Source organism: Micromonospora sp. FIMYZ51, assembly GCF_038246755.1.
Lineage (GTDB): Bacteria > Actinomycetota > Actinomycetes > Mycobacteriales > Micromonosporaceae > Micromonospora.
In genome coordinates this window covers 6,920,289-6,935,468 of sequence record NZ_CP134706.1, presented here as the reverse complement: position 1 = coordinate 6,935,468, position 15,180 = coordinate 6,920,289, and the positions used below count along the sequence as shown (strand labels likewise).

The following is a 15,180-nucleotide window of genomic DNA, read 5'->3' as shown; positions in this document are numbered from 1 at the left end:
GGCGTTAATAAGGGGCCCTTCCTTACAGCCGGAGGCTGTCCGGGGCGTGTAGGCGGAGCATCGTGCGGTTGACGTCGGCGGGTGCGCGGCGGCGGGTCGCCAGCGAAATCACCACCATCACGGTGAAGGCCAGCGGCACGGTCCAGGCGGCCGGCTGGGCGGTGAGGGTCGCCGGCCAGCCGGTCAGCGGCGGCCCGAGCACGGTGAGCAGCACGGCGGTAACCGCCGCGCCGCCGCCGACCAGGATTCCGGCCGCCGCACCGGCGTCGGTGAGCCCGCGCCACCAGATGCCGAGCACCAGCAGCGGGCAGAAGCTGGACGCGGCGACGGCGAAGGCCAGCCCGACCACCTGCGAGACGTCCAGCCCGGAGATGTTGAGGGCGAGGATCGCCGGCACCCCACCGGCGATCACCGTGGCCAGCCGGAAGCCATGGACCGAGCCGCGCCCGAGTACGTCCGTGGAGATCACCCCGGCGACGCTGGTGAGCAGCCCGGACGAGGTGGAGAGGAAGGCCGCGAACGCCCCGGCGGCGACCAGCGCGGCAAGTAGTCGCCCGGTGGTGCCGGCACCGAGTGCCGCCTCGGGCAGCAGCACCACCACCGCGTCGGTCTGGCCGCTGACCAGTAGTTGTGGGGTGTAGATCCGGCCCAGCACGCCGTAGATCGTGGGAAACAGGTAGAAGCCGCCGACCAGGGCCAGCACCACCAGGGTGGTTCGGCGGGCCGCCGCGCCGTCCGGGTTGGTGTAGAACCGCACGAGTACGTGCGGCAGCCCCATGGTGCCCAGGAAGGTGGCCAGGATCAGCGAGTAGGTGGCGAACAGCCCTCGGTCGTCGGAGCCGGCCGCGCTGGGCAGCAGCCAGTCGGTGGCACCCGTGGCCACCCCGGAGACCTCCGGCACCGGCTCGCCCGCCGCGAAGGTCAACTCGTCGCCGGGATGCACCTCGCGGGACTGCCCGTCGGGCAGGGTGAGCACCGCCCGGTGCTCGACCACGACGGTGGTCGCGGTGCGGAACGTCGGCCCCTCCGGCGGGGTCACCTCCGGCCGCCCGTCGGCCTGCCACTGGAGGGCCAGGAAGATCACGGGTACGGCGAGCGCGGTCAGCTTCAGCCAGTACTGGAACGCCTGCACGAAGGTGATCGCCCGCATCCCGCCCAGCGCCACGTTGGCGGTCACCACCACGGCCACCACCAGGGCACCCACCGGGTACGGCGAGCCGGCCAGCGTGGCCAGCGTCAGCCCAGCCCCCTGGAGCTGCGGCACCAGGTAGAGCCAGCCGATGAAGATGACGAAGATGGTGGCCAGCGTGCGTAACCGGCGGGAGCCGAGCCGTACCTCGCAGAAGTCGGGCAGGGTGAACGCGCCGGAGCGGCGCAGCGGGGCGGCCACGAATAGCAGCAGGGCCAGGTAGCCGGCGGCGAAGCCGACCGGATACCAGAGCACGTCCACGCCGTACTTGAGGACCAGTCCGGCGACGCCGAGGAAGCTCGCCGCCGACAGGTACTCGCCACCGATCGCGGCGGCGTTCCAGGTCGGGCTGACCACCCGTGAGGCGACCAGGAAGTCGGAGGTGGTGCGGGCCAACCGCAGCCCGTAGAAGCCGATCCCGACGGTGACCAGGGTGACCGCGACGATCGCCGGTACGACGAGTCCGTTGCCCACCTCAGCGCTCCGGCCGCTGGACCAGGTCGGTGAAGTCCTGCTCGTTGCGTTCGGCCAACCGCACGTACGTCCAGCCGACCGCGACCAGGAACGGGAAGGAGAGCACCCCGAGCAGCAGCCACGGCAGGTTGACCCCGAGCACGGTCGTCTGGCCGACCGACGGTGCGACGGCGAAGAGCAGCGGCAACCCGCCCAACGTCACCATGATCACGGCCGACAGTTGCAGTGCCAGGGCCAACTGGGCGCGAACCAGGCCGTGGATCAGTGCCGCACCGACCCGGGTCTGTTGGGTCAACTCGGTGCGGGTGCCGCCGGGCCGGTGTTGCCGCCGGGACACCTCGGCCAACACCACCCGGGTACGCGCCGGCGAGTGCCGTACGTCCGCTGGGACGCCCACGCCTTCCGGCTGCGCCCCGTCGGCCCGATACGGCTCGGGCCGGCGGGGTGCCGGCACTGGTTCCTCGGCGACCATCCCGGCAGTCTGGTCCGCTCCCCACAATTGTCAAGAGGGCTGTGGACAACCTGTGGACAACGCTTCACCCCTGTGGATAACCCGGTGGACAAGCCCCAAGTCCCCGATCTTGGACCGGGAGCGCCGCCATAGGGGCACGGCCGGTCCAAGATCTATCCTTCCGGTTTCCTGATCCAGCCCAGGAACCTGACGTGCATGTCGCGGGGGTCGAGGGGCGCGCCGAGGCGGGTCAGGTCGGCGGTCGCCTCGGTGAGCAGGTCGGCCATGTCCAGGCCCAACAGCCGGACCGTGCCGTACTCGGCGCGTAACTCCGTACGGGCCTGTCGACAGGGCCAGCCATGCGCGCACGCGGCACAGAACCAGAGGGGTTTGACGGGTGCGTGGCGTTGCATCGACGGCTCCTCCCACACGAGTCCAGGCACCCCCGGCCGCCGGGCTCCGCCTCCAACAGCCGAGGGGCTCTCCAAATCACACCCGCCATCTCCTCAACTGTCAAGCATCCGGAGACCCCCGATCGGGGGTGAGCGATCGGGGACCCCCACCCAAGGAGGGCAACGCGCACATACCTTCGGCTCTATGGCTGCTGGGAAGGGACCAGGCGAGCTGGTAGGGCCGTGGGAGATCGCCCAGATGCTCGGCGTTACCCGCTCGCGCTTTCAGCAGATCGCGATGCGGCCCACCTTCCCCGAGCCCTACCAGGAACTGCGAGCTACCAAGGTGTGGCTCAAGGCGGATGTGGAAGCCTGGATCGCGAAGTATCGGCAGCCGCGCGCCACCGACGGCGACGAGCAGGAATAGCACGACCAGGCCGCCGGCCCGAGCGCGCGACCGAGCAGCGTCCGGCCTCAGCCTCCGGCGGTCCAGCCGTTGGCTTCCTAGCGACCCCACTCCTGCTTGGCGGCCCGGACCAGCTTGTCCTTCAGCTCCCGGGTGTGCCGGCGGCTCACCGGCAGTTCGGTGCCGTCGACCACCACCACGTACCCGGAGTTGACCAGCCTCAGCTCGGCGATCAGCCGCAGCTGCACCAGGTACGACCGGTGGATCCGGACGAACCCCGCGTCGGCCCACCGCTCGGCGAGCGTCGCAAGCGACACCCGGACCAGGTGCGAACCCTCCGCGGTGTGCAGCCGGGCGTAGTCGCCCTGCGCCTCCACCCAGCGCACCGCCGAGCGGGGCAGCATCCGGGTGCTGCCGGCCAGCTCCACCGGGATCGTCGGATCCTCCTCGGCGCGGGCCAGCGCGGCCGGATGCGACGGCACCACCCGCGAGCCGACCACCCGGCGCAGCGCCTCCGCCAGCCGCTCGGCGCGTACCGGCTTGCGGACGTAGTCGGTGGCGCCCAGGTCGAAGGCGTCCGCCGCGCCGTCGTCGTACGCGGTGACGAAGACGATCGCCGGTGGCCGGGCGAACCGGCGCAGCACCCGGGCCAGCTCCATGCCGTCCAGGCCGGGCATCCGGATGTCCAGGAAGACCACGTCCACGTCGCCGTCGCGGAGCACCCGCAGCGCCTCGGTGGCGTCGCCGGCCGTGTGCAGCCGGGCCACCCGGGAGTCGGCCCGCAGGTGGTACGCCAACTCGTCCAACGCCGGTGGCTCGTCGTCCACCGCCAGTACGCGCAGAAAGCCCGACGTCCCGCCGTTGCCGGTCACGAGCTGGCCCGTACGCCGGGGTGGAACTTCGGCACCCGCATGCTCACCTTCGTACCCGAACCCAGACCCGTCTCCACGACCAGGCCGAAGCCGTCCCCGAAGACCGACCGGAGTCGCTCGTCGACGTTCGAGAGACCGACGTGCTGGCCCGGGTCGTCGCCCGGGTCGCCGGTGCTCCCGGCCAGCTCGGCGATCCCGGCGGTAAGCGTGCCCGGATCCATCCCCACTCCGTCGTCCTCCACCGTGATGTGGCATTCGGCGCCCGCGTCCTGGGCCTCGATGCTCACCATGCCCGTGCCGGGCTTGCGCGACAACCCGTGCCGGACGGCGTTCTCCACAAGTGGTTGCAGGCAGAGGAACGGCAGGATCACCGGCAGCACCTCGGGGGCGATCTGGAGGCGCACCTGGAGCCGGTCGCCGAACCGGGCCCGTTCGATGGTCAGGTAGCGATCGATCGAGCGCAGCTCCTCGGCCAACGTGGTGAATTCGCCGTGCGCCCGGAACGAGTAGCGGGTGAACTCGGCGAACTCCAGGATCAGCTCCCGCGCCCGCTCCGGGTCGGTCCGGACGAACGAGCCGATCGCGGTAAGCGCGTTGTAGATGAAGTGCGGGCTGATCTGCGCCCGTAGCGCCCGGACCTCGGCTCGGGCCAGCCGCTCCCGGGACGAGTCCAACTCGGCCAGGGCGAGTTGGCTGCTGGCCCAGTGCGCGGTCTCCAGGGTGGCCTGCAACAGACCGGGTGCGGGTACCCCGGCGGTGACCGCGACCAGGGCACCGGCGATCCGTCCCTCCCCACCCGCCAACGGCGTCACCACCGCCCCCCGGACCGGGCAGTCGAGCCGATCGCAGGAGAGTTCGGACTCGGCGAGCACCGTGGACCGCTCCGAGGCGACCACCCGCCGGGCCGCCGCGCGCAGCTGTTCGCCGTGGTGCGCGCCGCGCCCGTCGATGGCGAGTACGTCGTCGGTGTCGGTGAGCGCCAGTCCTTCCGCGCCGATCAGGGTGCGCAGGTGCCGGGCGGCCTTGGCCGCGCTGGTCGGGTTCAGCCCGGTGCGCAGCGGCTCGGCGGCCAGCCCGGCGGTGTGCAGCACCTCGTAGGTGGCCCGCTGACCAGGGGTGGCGATGCCCCGGCGTCCGCGTAGCCGGGCGACCGCGACCAGGGTCGCGGCCACGACGGTGACCAGCGAGAAGACTCCGATGATCGCGGAGAGGTTGCCACCCACGCCGATGATCCTGCTGGTTGCGCCGGGTGAGGGGAAGAGGGGATCAGTACGCGCCCTTGCGGGCCAGCACCACGCCCACCGTGCGCCACAGGATGCTCAGGTCGTACGCGAGCGACCAGTTGTCGACGTAGTAGAGGTCGAGCCGGACCGCTTCGTCCCAGGACAGGTCGGAGCGGCCGGACACCTGCCACAACCCGGTCATGCCGGGGCGGACCAGCAGCCGACGCCGCACATCGCCCAGGAAGTCACCGTCGTCGGCGGGCAGCGGTCGCGGCCCGACCAGCGACATCTCGCCCTTCAACACGTTGATCAGCTGCGGCAGCTCGTCGAGGGAGGAGGCACGCAGGAAGCGGCCCACCGGAAAGACCCGGGGGTCCTGCTTCATCTTGAACAGCATGCCGTCGGTCTCGTTCTGGTCGACCAGGCTGGCCAGCCGGTCCTCCGCGTCGACGTACATGGTCCGGAACTTCCACACCCGGAACGTGCGTCCCTCGTGTCCCACCCGAGGCTGGCGGAAGAAGACCGGCCCGGGGTCGGAGATCCGGATCGCGACCGCGATGGCGAGGAAGACCGGCGCCAGCAGCAGCAGGCCGAGCCCGGCGGCGACCCGGTCCATCATGCTCTTGGCCAGCAGCGCCGGCCCGGACAGGGTCGGCTCCTCGACGTGCAGCAGCGGCAGGCCCTCGATCGGCCGGATGTGCACCCGGGGGCCGGCGATGTCGGTCAGCTGCGGAGCCACCACCAGGTCGACGCCGGAGCCCTCCAACTGCCAGGCCAGCCGGCGCAGCTCGCCCGGCTCGGCGCTGGCCGAGCCGCAGACCGCGATGGTGTCGCCGCCGACCTCCCGCACCAGGGCCAGCACGTCGCGGCCGGCGTACACCGGCACCGGGGTCTGCACCCCCTTGGCTGCGGCGTAACCGTCGGTGATGTGGATGGCCACCGGCACCAGCCCGGCCGACGGGTTACGGGTGACCGCCGTGTAGACCTCCAGGCACTCCGGCAAGGTGCCGACCAGCACCATCCGGTGCGCCGCCTGCCGGGTGTTGCGGCGCATCACGTGCAGCACGAAGCGGGTCAGGATCCGGCCCAGCAGGATCAGCAGCAGGGCCATCAGCAGCGCGGTGCCGACGGTGAACCGGGACAGGTCGGTCTTGGTGGCGAAGGCGATGAAGGAGACCGCCGCGCAGACCGCCACGCCGGCCCGGATCACCCGCTTGAACTCGTCCGGCCCGAGCCCCAGGCAGCGCCGGTCGTAGGCGCCGTTGAACCACAGAATGATCAGCCAGCCGAGCGGCAGCAGCAGGAAGGCGACGGTGAAGAACCAGGTCGGGTCGTCCTGCGCGGCGTGGAAACCGGCGGTGGCCTGGTCGAAGGTGTGGATCGCGGTGAAGCTGGAGAAAGCCACCGCGGCGAAGTCGAGCAGCAGCAGAATCAGGGTGTACGGACGGTGCCAGCGGGAGACACGACGCCGGGCCCGGGCCCAGGCCGACCGGGGTACGCCGTTGTGGGACGGCTGATTCGGCGGCTGGATCTCGAAGCTGTCGACGTGCCGCACGAGTCTGCTCCGGCCTTCGTTGGTTACCGGGCGCTGGAGGCTAGTCGTCACCTCACCCATGTCCTCCCGCATGCCACGCGCCGCTCACTCGCCGTGAGGACGCGGGTCGCCCACCGTTCCAGTCTTCCACGCGTGATCCGTTGCGTCGCCGACCCGAGGGACATTGCGCGACGGGCTCGTTTTCACCTGGCATCTGGCCGGCTCCACGCCATCCGGAAGCCGGGGACCGGGCCACTATACCGATGGATGGCGGCCCGGGTAGAGCGGCGGACCGGTGGTTACGCACCGCGCGTCCGATTCCGTTCCGTAACCAGCGAGTGGCGTTACTCACCGTACGAGTCTGGACAACCGACGGTCAGCGAGGGGTTTGCCGCCGGTCTGGCAGGTCGGGCAGTACTGGAGGTCGGAATCGGCGAACGAGACCTCCCGGATGGTGTCGCCACAGACCGGGCAGGGCAGACCGGTGCGGGCGTGCACCTTCAGCCCGGACCGCTTCTCGCCCTTCAGTTCCGCGGCCCGCTGACCCAGCGAACGGGTCACCGCGTCACCGAGCACCCGCCGGGTCGCCGCGTGCAGGGCCGCCATCTGATCGTCGGTCAGCCGGTTGGTGAGCGCGAACGGTGACAGCTTCGCCGCGTGCAGGATCTCGTCCGAGTACGCGTTGCCCACCCCGGCCAGCACCGCCTGGTCGGTGAGCACCCCCTTGACCTGTCCACGGCGGCTGCGTAACGCGCCCGCGAAGGTGGCGAGGTCGGCCGAGAGCGCGTCCGGCCCGAGCTTGGCCACCCCGGGCACCGCCTGCGGGTCGGTCACCAGATAGGCGGCGAGCTTCTTCTGCGTACCGGCTTCGGTCAGGTCGAAGCCGGAGCCGTCGTCGAGGCGGACCCGCAGCGCGATCGGCCCCTTGCCGGGACGTAGCGGCACCGTCGAGGCGAACGCCTCGCGGTAGTGCAGCCAACCCGCGCGGGCCAGGTGGACCACCAGGTGCAGACCGCCGTCGAAGACGACGTCGAGGAACTTGCCGTGCCGCCGCGCGTCGGTCACCGTCCGGCCCGCGACAGCAGTCGGCGCCGGATCGTACGTCTTCAGGGCGCTGATCGCGGTGATCTCCAGCCGGTCGACGCGGCGGCCTACCGCGCGCTGCCGCAGGTAACCCGCGAGCGCCTCCACCTCTGGAAGTTCGGGCACCGTTCAACGGTAGCCTTCTTTGCCGTGAGAATCGTGGTGGCACACAACCGGTACCGGGAAGCTCAACCCTCCGGTGAGAACACCATCGTCGACGCGGAGATCGCCCAGCTCACCGCAGCCGGCGTGGAGGTGCTGCCGTTCCTGCGCAGCTCCGACGAGATCGCTTCGATGCCGAAGACGGCCAAGGCGCTGCTGCCGATCTCCCCGATCTATGCGCCCCGGGCCCAGCAGGACCTGTCCCGCCTGCTCACCGAGCACCGGCCGGACGTGCTGCACCTGCACAACCCGTACCCCCTGCTCTCGCCCTGGGTGGTGCGGACCGCACACAAGCACGGCGTACCGGTGGTGCAGACGGTGCACAACTACCGCCAGGTCTGCTCCTCCGGGCTCTACTTCCGCGACGGCGTGATCTGCCAGGACTGCCGGGGCCGGGCGCTCGGCGTGCCGGCGGTGGTGCACCGCTGCTACCGGGGGTCGCGGGCGCAGAGCGCGCTGATGGCCACCACGCTTGCCGTGCACCGGGGCACCTGGAAGTCGGTGGACCGGTTCATCGCCCTGACCAGCGCGGTCGCCGACCACCTGCGCGATTACGGCATCCCGGATTCGCGCATCGTGGTCAAGCCGAACGGAATCCCCGACCCGGGCACGCCCGCGCCGCTCGGCCAGGGTTTCCTCTTCCTCGGCCGGCTCTCCCCGGAGAAGGGGCTCGCGCTGCTGCTGGAAGCCTGGCGGCGGCACCCGGACGGCGCACTCGGGCCGCTGCGGATCGCCGGTGACGGCGAGTTGCGTCCGCTTGTCGAGTCGGTGGCGGCCGAGCGCGCCGACGTCACCTTCCTCGGCCCGCTGGACCGGGCCGGCGTACGCGCCGCGCTGGCCGCGAGCGCCGTGGTCCTGGCCACCTCCACCTGGCACGACGTACTGCCAACGGTGATCATCGAGGCGCTGGCCAGTGGCCGTCCGGTGCTCGGCACCGCGCTCGGCGGCATCCCGTACCTGGTCGGCGCCGACACCCCCCGCGAACCCGCCGGCACCGGCCCCGCCGCCACCGCCTCCGCCCCCGCCGGGGTCGAGCCGGCCGTCGGCGGGAGCGCCCTGCCCACCGGGATCCAGACCGGCGAGGCCGGCTGGGTGGTGCCCCCGGACCCGGCCGTACTGGCCGCAGCGCTACCGCTGGCCATGGCCGGGGCCGCCGCGCTCTCCGCCGCCGCCCGGTCCCGCTACGAGCGCACCTTCCACCCCGACGTAGTCACCAAACGCCTCCTCCACACCTACGCCTCCCTAACCACCCCCACCCCTAACCCCCACCCCCACCCCCACCCCCACCCCCACCCCCACCCGGTTGATCATGAGGTTGGCGGCAGTTGTTGATCTTCAAACTGCCGCCAACCTCATGATCAACGGGAGGATCTGGGGCCTTGGGGGTCGGGTCGCGGAGGGGTGTTAATGGGGGGCCCTTGCTATGCACGAGGCGTTAAAAAGGGGCCCTTCCTTGCATCTGGTTACAGGGAGGCGCGGGCGGAGAAGGCGATGCTGGCCAGGAGGAAGCCGCCGTTGACGATGGTGAAGGCGATCAGCAGCCAGAAGGCCAGGGCGGGGGCGAACATCAGGACCAGGGCGGCGACGAAGATGACGGCGCCGTAGTCGCGGACCAGCTTCACCAGGCGTACGGGCAGGGACGTCGAGGTGACCATGCTTGCCGCGTTCGGGCCGGACTGCATGACCGAGGTGACCAGGTTGACCATCCAGGTGCCGGCGAAGGTGGCCACCAGCCAGACCGGTGTCGACGGGCGCTGCGCCACCGCCACTGCGGACAGGGCGGCGACCAGGGCGATCTGGGCGGCCACGTCACAGAGGACGTCGACCCGGGCGCCGGCCGCGCTGCCCTGGCCGGTGACCCGGGCCAGCTGACCGTCGGCGCAGTCCAGGGCGTACGCGATCTGCCAGCCCAGCAGGGCGGCCAGGCCGACCACCCAGGCCGGTACGTCCCCGGCGGCGACCGGGCCGGCGAGCGCGACCACGGTGACCGAGGTGGCCAGGCCGAGCACCAGGTTGGTGATGGTCAGTGCGGTGGGGCGTAGCCCGAGCCGCTGGGCGACCAGCGCGAAGACCGCACCGATCCACTGGCTGATCGACTCGCTGAACAGGCCGCCACCCCGGTTGACCCGGTGGAAGTCGGCGAGCGTGGGGTGGGACGGCTCAGCCAAGGTGCGCACGGAGGGCGTCACAGTAGTCTCCCAGCCGGGATCGAAGGTCGTCAGCGGGCATCGCGAGGTGTTCGAGGATCGTGTAGCGGTCCGGTCGGGTGTTCGGCGCGAAGGCCACCGCCTCGACGAACTGCTCGTCGGTGAGCCCGAGGTCGCCGGGCCGGGTGGAGAGCCCGTGCCGGTGCAGGCAGCGGGCGAGCTGACCGAAGCGTTCCAGGTCGTCCCGGAGGAAGGTGCAGAACAACGCGCCCAGCCCGACCTGCTCGCCGTGCGAGGCGGTGCCCGGGAAGAGGCGGTCGATGGCGTGCGAGATCTCGTGGTCGCCGCCGCTGACCGGGCGGGTGGATCCGCACACCGAACTGGCGATGCCGCCCAGGATCAGCGCCTCGGCCAGCGTGGTGAGGAAACCGTCGTCGGTGATCTTCCCGGGGTGGTTGAGCAGGGCCTCGGCACCGGTACGCGCAAGCGTGACCGCCAGCCCGTCGATCGGCTCGCCGCGTACCTCGTGGGCCAGTTCCCAGTCGGCGCAGGCGTTGATGTTGCTCACCGCGTCACCGATGCCGGCCTGGGTCTGCCGGTCTGGCCCGTTCTCCACGAAGTCCAGGTCGACGATGACCGCGATCGGGATCTGCACCCCGTAGGAGCCCTTGCCGCCCTCGTGGTCAAGCGAGGCGGTGGGCGAGGCGATGCCGTCGTTGGCGAGGCTGGTCGCCACGGTCACCATCGGGATGCCGTACCGGGTGGCGGCGTACTTGGTGGTGTCGATGGTCTTGCCGCCGCCGATGCCGACCACCGCGTCGTACGGGCGGCGGCGTAGCCGGTCACCCAGTTCGTTCGCGGCGTCGATGGTGCCCCCGGCGACGGTGAACACGTCGGCCGACCCGAGGGACGGCCGGCACAACTCGACGATCTTCTCGCCCTGTCCCGGGCCGACCACCACCGCCACGTCGCCGCCGCCGGAGATCCTCCGGTCGGCCAGCAGCGCACCGAGGTTGGCGACCGCACCCCGGCGGACCTCGATGGAAAGTGGCGTGGTGACGGTACGGGCTAGTAGCGGCATGCGATCTCCCGCGCCCGGGTCAGGTCGTCGTGGTTGTCGACCTCCACCCAGGCGACGTCGCCGATCGGCGCGGGCCGCACCTCGCCACCCCGGTCGGCGAACTCCTGGTAGCCGTCCTCGTAGTACAGGTTCGGGTCGCGCCGCCAGGTCGCCTCCAGCGCGTCGGCGAGGGCGTCGGCCACGTGCGGCTCGATAAGCGTCGCGCCGATGTACTCGCCGTACGCCTCGCCCGGGTCCATCAGCTTGGTGATCCGGGTGAGCTGGCCGGCGGCGTCGAAGGTGGTCTTCATCTCCTCCTCGGCCAGCGGCTTGATGGTGTCGATCGCCAGCAGTACGCCGGGACCGCGCTCGGCCAGCAGGGTCTTCTCCACGCTCACCGGGTGCACGGTGTCGCCGTTCACCAGCAGCACCCCCCGGGCGAACCAGTCGCGGGCCAGCCAGAGCGAGTACGCGTTGTTCCACTCCTCGGCCTTGTCGTTGTGCACGAGGGTGAGCGTGACGCCGTACCGGCGCTCCAGGTCGGCCTGGCGCTCGCGGACGGCGTCCGCCGCGTAGCCGACCACGACCACCACGTCGGTGAGCCCTACCTCGGCAAGGTTGCGCAGCGCGATGTCGAGGATGGTGGTCTCACCATCCACCGGCACCAGCGCCTTGGGCAGGGTGTCGGTGTACGGGCGCAGCCGGCGGCCGGCTCCCGCCGCCAGCACCATTCCGACCATGCTGACATCGGTTCCTGTTCTCGGGGCAGTCACCGAAGGAGGATAGCGCCGCCCGTGCCGCGCCCGTCGCCGGTCAGCGCCGTGGCCGCATGGCCGACGTGGCCCGGCGTGGCCCGGCGTAACCCGGCGTAACCCGGCGTGGCCGGCGTAACCCGGCGTAACCCGGCGTGGCCGGCGTGGCCGGCGTGGTCCGGCGTGGCCGCCGTCGGTCCCCTGCGGCCCTCAGCCGGGGAGTGCGGCCAGGTCGGCGAGCAGGTCCAGGCGCTCCGGGGCGGTCAGCGTCGCGTACGGGCCGGCGGCCCGGCGGTCGGTCTCCGCCTCGATGGCCCGCCGTTGCGGTCCGTCGGGCAGCTCGGCGATGGTGCGCGGGGTGTGCCCGGCGGCGGCCCAGGCTGCGGCGTGCGCGTCGGCCCGGTGGTACCGCAGCGCGCCGAGCCGGTTGAGCAGCAGCACACCGGCCGGGGTGCCGTCCGGCTCGTGCGGGGGAGCGAGTGCGGTGAAGGCGCTGCCGCCGGCCTCGGCCGGGTCGTCCGGAACGCCCTCGCCGATCGGCTCGCCGGTGAACGCGGCGGCCAGCAGCCGGCCGGTCATCGCCGCCAGCCGGAGCACCCGCTCGTCGTGTCCGGCCCAGAGTTCCTCGGTCACCTCGGCGTGCACCTGGTACAGCTCGGCCAGGAAGGCCAGGCCGCGTTCGGTCGCGGTAAGCGCGCCGTCCGACGCGCGATGGAGCATGCCGTACGCGACATGCCGGTCCACGGTCCGCCGGCAGGCGACCGGATCGCGGTAGCGGGTGACGGCGGTGAAGCCGGGACCGTCGACGGTGCCACCCGGTACGGCCAGCCGGGTGCGCAGTTCCACCAGGAGACCGGTGGCGCTCGGGCCGCCGTACCGTTGACTGAGTTCGGCCCCACCGCCGTCCCGGCCGGCCTGCATGGCCGCGATGAACACCCGGTCGACGGCGGGCGCGACGAGCGCGGCGTGCCGGTGCGGAGGGAGCCCGACGGTGTCGCTCACGAACCGGTCGACCCCAGCATGGTGAAGGCCCGCTCGGCGATCCGCCGGATCAGGCCGTCGTTGACGTCGCGGTGCTCGTCGAGCAGGTCGAGGTCGCCGTGGCCGAGCCAGCGGTACTCGGTGTGCTTCTCCGCCTCCAGCATCGGGGTGGCCAGGTCACCGTCGACCCGGACCAGCCAGTCGCTCTCGATCCGGGCCAGGCCGTCATCGCCGACGTAGTGATACTCGCCGACCTGGCCGAGGATCTCCGACACCCGCCAACCGGTCTCCTCGGTGACCTCGCGGCGCAGGGCTGCCTCGACGGTCTCGCCCGGTTCGAGGTGCCCGCCGACGATGTCCCAGCAGTTGGGGAAGAGGCGTCGGTGCGGGGAGCGGCGTTGGAAGAAGAGGCGTCCCTCGGGGTCGACGATCAGCGCTCCGGCGCAGCGCAGCGGCTCGATGGGCACCTCGAAACAGTAGCCGCCGCGTACCAGCCTCGCCGACGTCGGTCGGTGTGCGGCGCCGGTGCCGGGGGTAAGGGATGCGGTACGGGTACGGCCGACCGTGCCCGTGGGGAGGCCACCATGCGCGACGCGGACCGGTTGATCGAGCAGCAGTACACGATGCTCCTGCGGCGGGACGTGGCCCGGCTGCCCGAGCTGTACGCCGCCGACGCCGAGTACGCCATGCCCGGCGTGACGGTGCGTCCGGCCGAGTTGCCGGCCCTGCTGCGTACCTGGACGGGTGCCTTTCCCGACCTGCGGGTCGACCCGCTCGGCGCGGTACGCACGGCCGGCGGGGCCGCCGTCGAGCAGCGCCTCACCGGCACCCACACCGGCGTGCTGCACACCCCGTTCGGCACCGTCGCCCCCACCGGACGCAGCGTTTCCTGGGAGGTGGTGGACGTGGTCCGGGTGCGCCGGGGCCGGATCGCGGCGTGGCGGTCCTACTTCGACTGGGGGCAGCTGATCGCGTTGCTCGGCCTTCAGGTGGCCGGCCTGTCCCGGGCGCCGCAACCGGAACCGCTGAGCCTTTCGGCCTGATCTGGCCGGCCTGTCGCGGGAGCCGCAACCGGAGCCGCTCGGCCTTTCGGCCTGATCTGCCGGCCTGTCCCGGGCGCCGCAACCGGAGCCGCTCCGCCTTTCGGCCTGATCTGCCGCACAGCCGGACCCGTCCGGGCCGCCTCCGGCGGTGGTCGGGTTCACCCGACCCGGTGGCTCAGGATGCGGACATTGCCGTGCCGTCCGCGTACGCCCGACCAACGCCCGTACGCTGAACAGCCATGACCGCCGAGCAGCTGATCTCCTTCGCCCGTGGCGCCCCCTCGCTGGACATTGTCGATGTCGAGGGACTCAAGGCCGCCGCCGTCCGCGCCTTCGATGCCGACCCTGCCGGAGTGACCGCGTACGGCACCTCCGTCGGTTATCTTCCGCTGCGTAGGTGGATCGCCGAGAAGCACGGGGTCGAGGCGGACCAGGTGTTGATCACCAACGGATCGTTGCAGGCCGACGCCTTCCTCTTCGACCACCTGGTCCGGGCCGGCGACGCGGTGGTGGTCGAGCGGCCGACCTACGACCGCACGCTGCTCAACCTTCAGCGGGCCGGTGCCGAGCTGCACGGGGTGACCATCGAGCCGGACGGTCTGGACACGGTCGAGCTGCGCAAGCTGCTGGAGGCGGGGGTACGCCCCCGGCTGGCGCACATCATTCCGAACTACCAGAACCCGGCGGGCGTCACGCTCTCCCTGAACAAGCGGCGCGAGCTGCTCGACCTCGCCGCCGAGTACGGCTTCACGATCTTCGAGGACGACCCGTACGCCGACATCCGGTTCCGTGGCGAGCCGCTGCCGTCGATGCTGTCGATGGACACCCGCAACGTCGTGGTGCACGCCTCCAGCTTCACCAAGACGGTCTGCCCCGGGGTCCGGGTGGGCTACCTGGTGGGTCCGGCGGACCTGATCGCCGACATCGCGAAGAAGGCGACAAGCCTCTACATCTCCCCGGGCATGGTCTCCGAGGCGATCGTGCACCAGTTCTGCGTCTCGGGGGATATCGAGCGGTCGATCGAGACGGTCCGGTCGGCCCTCGGCGAGCGGGCCGGGGTGCTCGCCGAGTCGCTGCGCCGGCACATCCCGGAGGCCCGGTTCGTGGAGCCCGACGGTGGCTACTTCCTCTGGGTCGAGCTACCCGAGGACGTGGACGTCGACAAGCTGGCCCCGGCGGCGGCCGAGCGCGGTGTCGCGGTCGTCAAGGGCAGTGACTTCGTCATCGACGGCGGGCGGCACGCGCTCCGGCTGGCCTATTCGGCGGTGACCGCCGATCGGATCGACGAGGGCGTACGGCGGCTGGCGGAGGCGATGGCGGCGGTCCGAGGCTGAGTTTCTGTCAGATTTCCGACAGAAACTGAATCTGGCTCGCCTCGGGGCTCCCGTTGACGCCGCTGGCGGCTCACAAT

At 71.6% G+C, this 15,180-nt stretch carries 16 protein-coding genes; 4 read left to right on the top strand and 12 right to left on the bottom strand.

Annotated elements, in window-relative coordinates:
- Positions 1 to 22: 22 nt before the first annotated feature.
- The 3 genes from QQG74_RS31080 to QQG74_RS31070 form a co-directional block, all read right to left on the bottom strand.
- Entirely contained in the window at positions 23 to 1,663 is a 1,641-nt protein-coding gene (locus QQG74_RS31080) for a cation acetate symporter (protein WP_341718165.1), read from the bottom strand.
- Between the two features lies 1 nt (position 1,664).
- A complete protein-coding gene (locus tag QQG74_RS31075; RefSeq protein ID WP_341718164.1) occupies positions 1,665 to 2,135 on the bottom strand; it encodes a DUF485 domain-containing protein in 471 nt (156 codons plus the stop codon).
- A gap of 152 nt (positions 2,136 to 2,287) precedes the next feature.
- Positions 2,288 to 2,527 (bottom strand): flavin reductase, encoded by a 240-nt coding sequence (locus QQG74_RS31070; protein WP_341718163.1) that lies wholly within the window; start codon positions 2,525 to 2,527, stop codon positions 2,288 to 2,290.
- A gap of 184 nt (positions 2,528 to 2,711) precedes the next feature.
- Here QQG74_RS31070 and QQG74_RS31065 point away from each other — a divergent pair, with 184 nt between their 5' ends.
- A complete protein-coding gene (locus QQG74_RS31065; RefSeq protein WP_341718162.1) occupies positions 2,712 to 2,933 on the top strand; it encodes a hypothetical protein in 222 nt (73 codons plus the stop codon).
- Positions 2,934 to 3,010: 77 nt separating this feature from the next.
- Here the strand turns inward: QQG74_RS31065 and QQG74_RS31060 are convergent, their stop codons facing one another.
- The 4 genes from QQG74_RS31060 to QQG74_RS31045 form a co-directional block, all read right to left on the bottom strand.
- A complete protein-coding gene (locus QQG74_RS31060) occupies positions 3,011 to 3,784 on the bottom strand; it encodes a LytTR family DNA-binding domain-containing protein (protein WP_341718161.1) in 774 nt (257 codons plus the stop codon).
- Positions 3,781 to 5,007: a histidine kinase gene (locus QQG74_RS31055; protein WP_341718160.1), complete on the bottom strand. Its 1,227-nt coding sequence runs from the start codon at positions 5,005 to 5,007 to the stop codon at positions 3,781 to 3,783. Before QQG74_RS31055 ends, QQG74_RS31060 begins: the two co-directional genes overlap by 4 nt.
- Before the next feature lie 43 nt (positions 5,008 to 5,050).
- Positions 5,051 to 6,622 (bottom strand): sugar transferase, encoded by a 1,572-nt coding sequence (locus tag QQG74_RS31050; RefSeq protein WP_341721461.1) that lies wholly within the window; start codon positions 6,620 to 6,622, stop codon positions 5,051 to 5,053.
- 267 nt (positions 6,623 to 6,889) lie between these two features.
- Positions 6,890 to 7,750, bottom strand: a complete 861-nt coding sequence (locus QQG74_RS31045) for a DNA-formamidopyrimidine glycosylase family protein (protein WP_341718159.1) — start codon at positions 7,748 to 7,750, stop codon at positions 6,890 to 6,892.
- A gap of 24 nt (positions 7,751 to 7,774) precedes the next feature.
- On the opposite strand from QQG74_RS31045, the gene QQG74_RS31040 reads away from it, so the two are divergent.
- Positions 7,775 to 9,118 (top strand): glycosyltransferase family 4 protein, encoded by a 1,344-nt coding sequence (locus tag QQG74_RS31040; protein WP_341718158.1) that lies wholly within the window; start codon positions 7,775 to 7,777, stop codon positions 9,116 to 9,118.
- A 131-nt stretch (positions 9,119 to 9,249) separates the two neighbouring features.
- Here QQG74_RS31040 and QQG74_RS31035 read toward each other — a convergent pair whose 3' ends face one another.
- From QQG74_RS31035 to QQG74_RS31015, 5 genes are all read right to left on the bottom strand, one after another.
- Complete coding sequence (locus QQG74_RS31035) at positions 9,250 to 9,963, bottom strand: CDP-alcohol phosphatidyltransferase family protein (protein ID WP_341718157.1); 714 nt, start codon at positions 9,961 to 9,963, stop codon at positions 9,250 to 9,252.
- Entirely contained in the window at positions 9,947 to 11,014 is a 1,068-nt protein-coding gene (locus tag QQG74_RS31030; protein WP_341718156.1) for an iron-containing alcohol dehydrogenase family protein, read from the bottom strand. Before QQG74_RS31030 ends, QQG74_RS31035 begins: the two co-directional genes overlap by 17 nt.
- A complete protein-coding gene (locus QQG74_RS31025; protein ID WP_341721460.1) occupies positions 11,002 to 11,733 on the bottom strand; it encodes a phosphocholine cytidylyltransferase family protein in 732 nt (243 codons plus the stop codon). The genes QQG74_RS31030 and QQG74_RS31025 overlap by 13 nt, the downstream gene beginning before the upstream one ends.
- Positions 11,734 to 11,955: 222 nt before the next feature.
- Entirely contained in the window at positions 11,956 to 12,747 is a 792-nt protein-coding gene (locus QQG74_RS31020; protein ID WP_341718155.1) for a hypothetical protein, read from the bottom strand.
- Positions 12,744 to 13,193, bottom strand: a complete 450-nt coding sequence (locus QQG74_RS31015; RefSeq protein WP_341718154.1) for an NUDIX domain-containing protein — start codon at positions 13,191 to 13,193, stop codon at positions 12,744 to 12,746. Before QQG74_RS31015 ends, QQG74_RS31020 begins: the two co-directional genes overlap by 4 nt.
- Before the next feature lie 117 nt (positions 13,194 to 13,310).
- Here QQG74_RS31015 and QQG74_RS31010 point away from each other — a divergent pair, with 117 nt between their 5' ends.
- Positions 13,311 to 13,769, top strand: a complete 459-nt coding sequence (locus QQG74_RS31010) for an ester cyclase (protein WP_341718153.1) — start codon at positions 13,311 to 13,313, stop codon at positions 13,767 to 13,769.
- Positions 13,770 to 14,008: 239 nt separating this feature from the next.
- Entirely contained in the window at positions 14,009 to 15,103 is a 1,095-nt protein-coding gene (locus QQG74_RS31005; protein WP_341718152.1) for a PLP-dependent aminotransferase family protein, read from the top strand.
- Positions 15,104 to 15,180 lie beyond the last annotated feature (77 nt).

Coding starts and splice junctions, on each gene's coding strand:
- QQG74_RS31030 (WP_341718156.1), bottom strand. CDS start 11,014: ATGCCGCTACTAGCCCGTACCGTCACCACGCCACTTTCCATCGAGGTC.
- QQG74_RS31065 (WP_341718162.1), top strand. CDS start 2,712: ATGGCTGCTGGGAAGGGACCAGGCGAGCTGGTAGGGCCGTGGGAGATC.
- QQG74_RS31005 (WP_341718152.1), top strand. CDS start 14,009: ATGACCGCCGAGCAGCTGATCTCCTTCGCCCGTGGCGCCCCCTCGCTG.
- QQG74_RS31050 (WP_341721461.1), bottom strand. CDS start 6,622: ATGGGTGAGGTGACGACTAGCCTCCAGCGCCCGGTAACCAACGAAGGC.
- QQG74_RS31075 (WP_341718164.1), bottom strand. CDS start 2,135: ATGGTCGCCGAGGAACCAGTGCCGGCACCCCGCCGGCCCGAGCCGTAT.
- QQG74_RS31025 (WP_341721460.1), bottom strand. CDS start 11,733: ATGGTCGGAATGGTGCTGGCGGCGGGAGCCGGCCGCCGGCTGCGCCCG.
- QQG74_RS31070 (WP_341718163.1), bottom strand. CDS start 2,527: ATGCAACGCCACGCACCCGTCAAACCCCTCTGGTTCTGTGCCGCGTGC.
- QQG74_RS31010 (WP_341718153.1), top strand. CDS start 13,311: ATGCGCGACGCGGACCGGTTGATCGAGCAGCAGTACACGATGCTCCTG.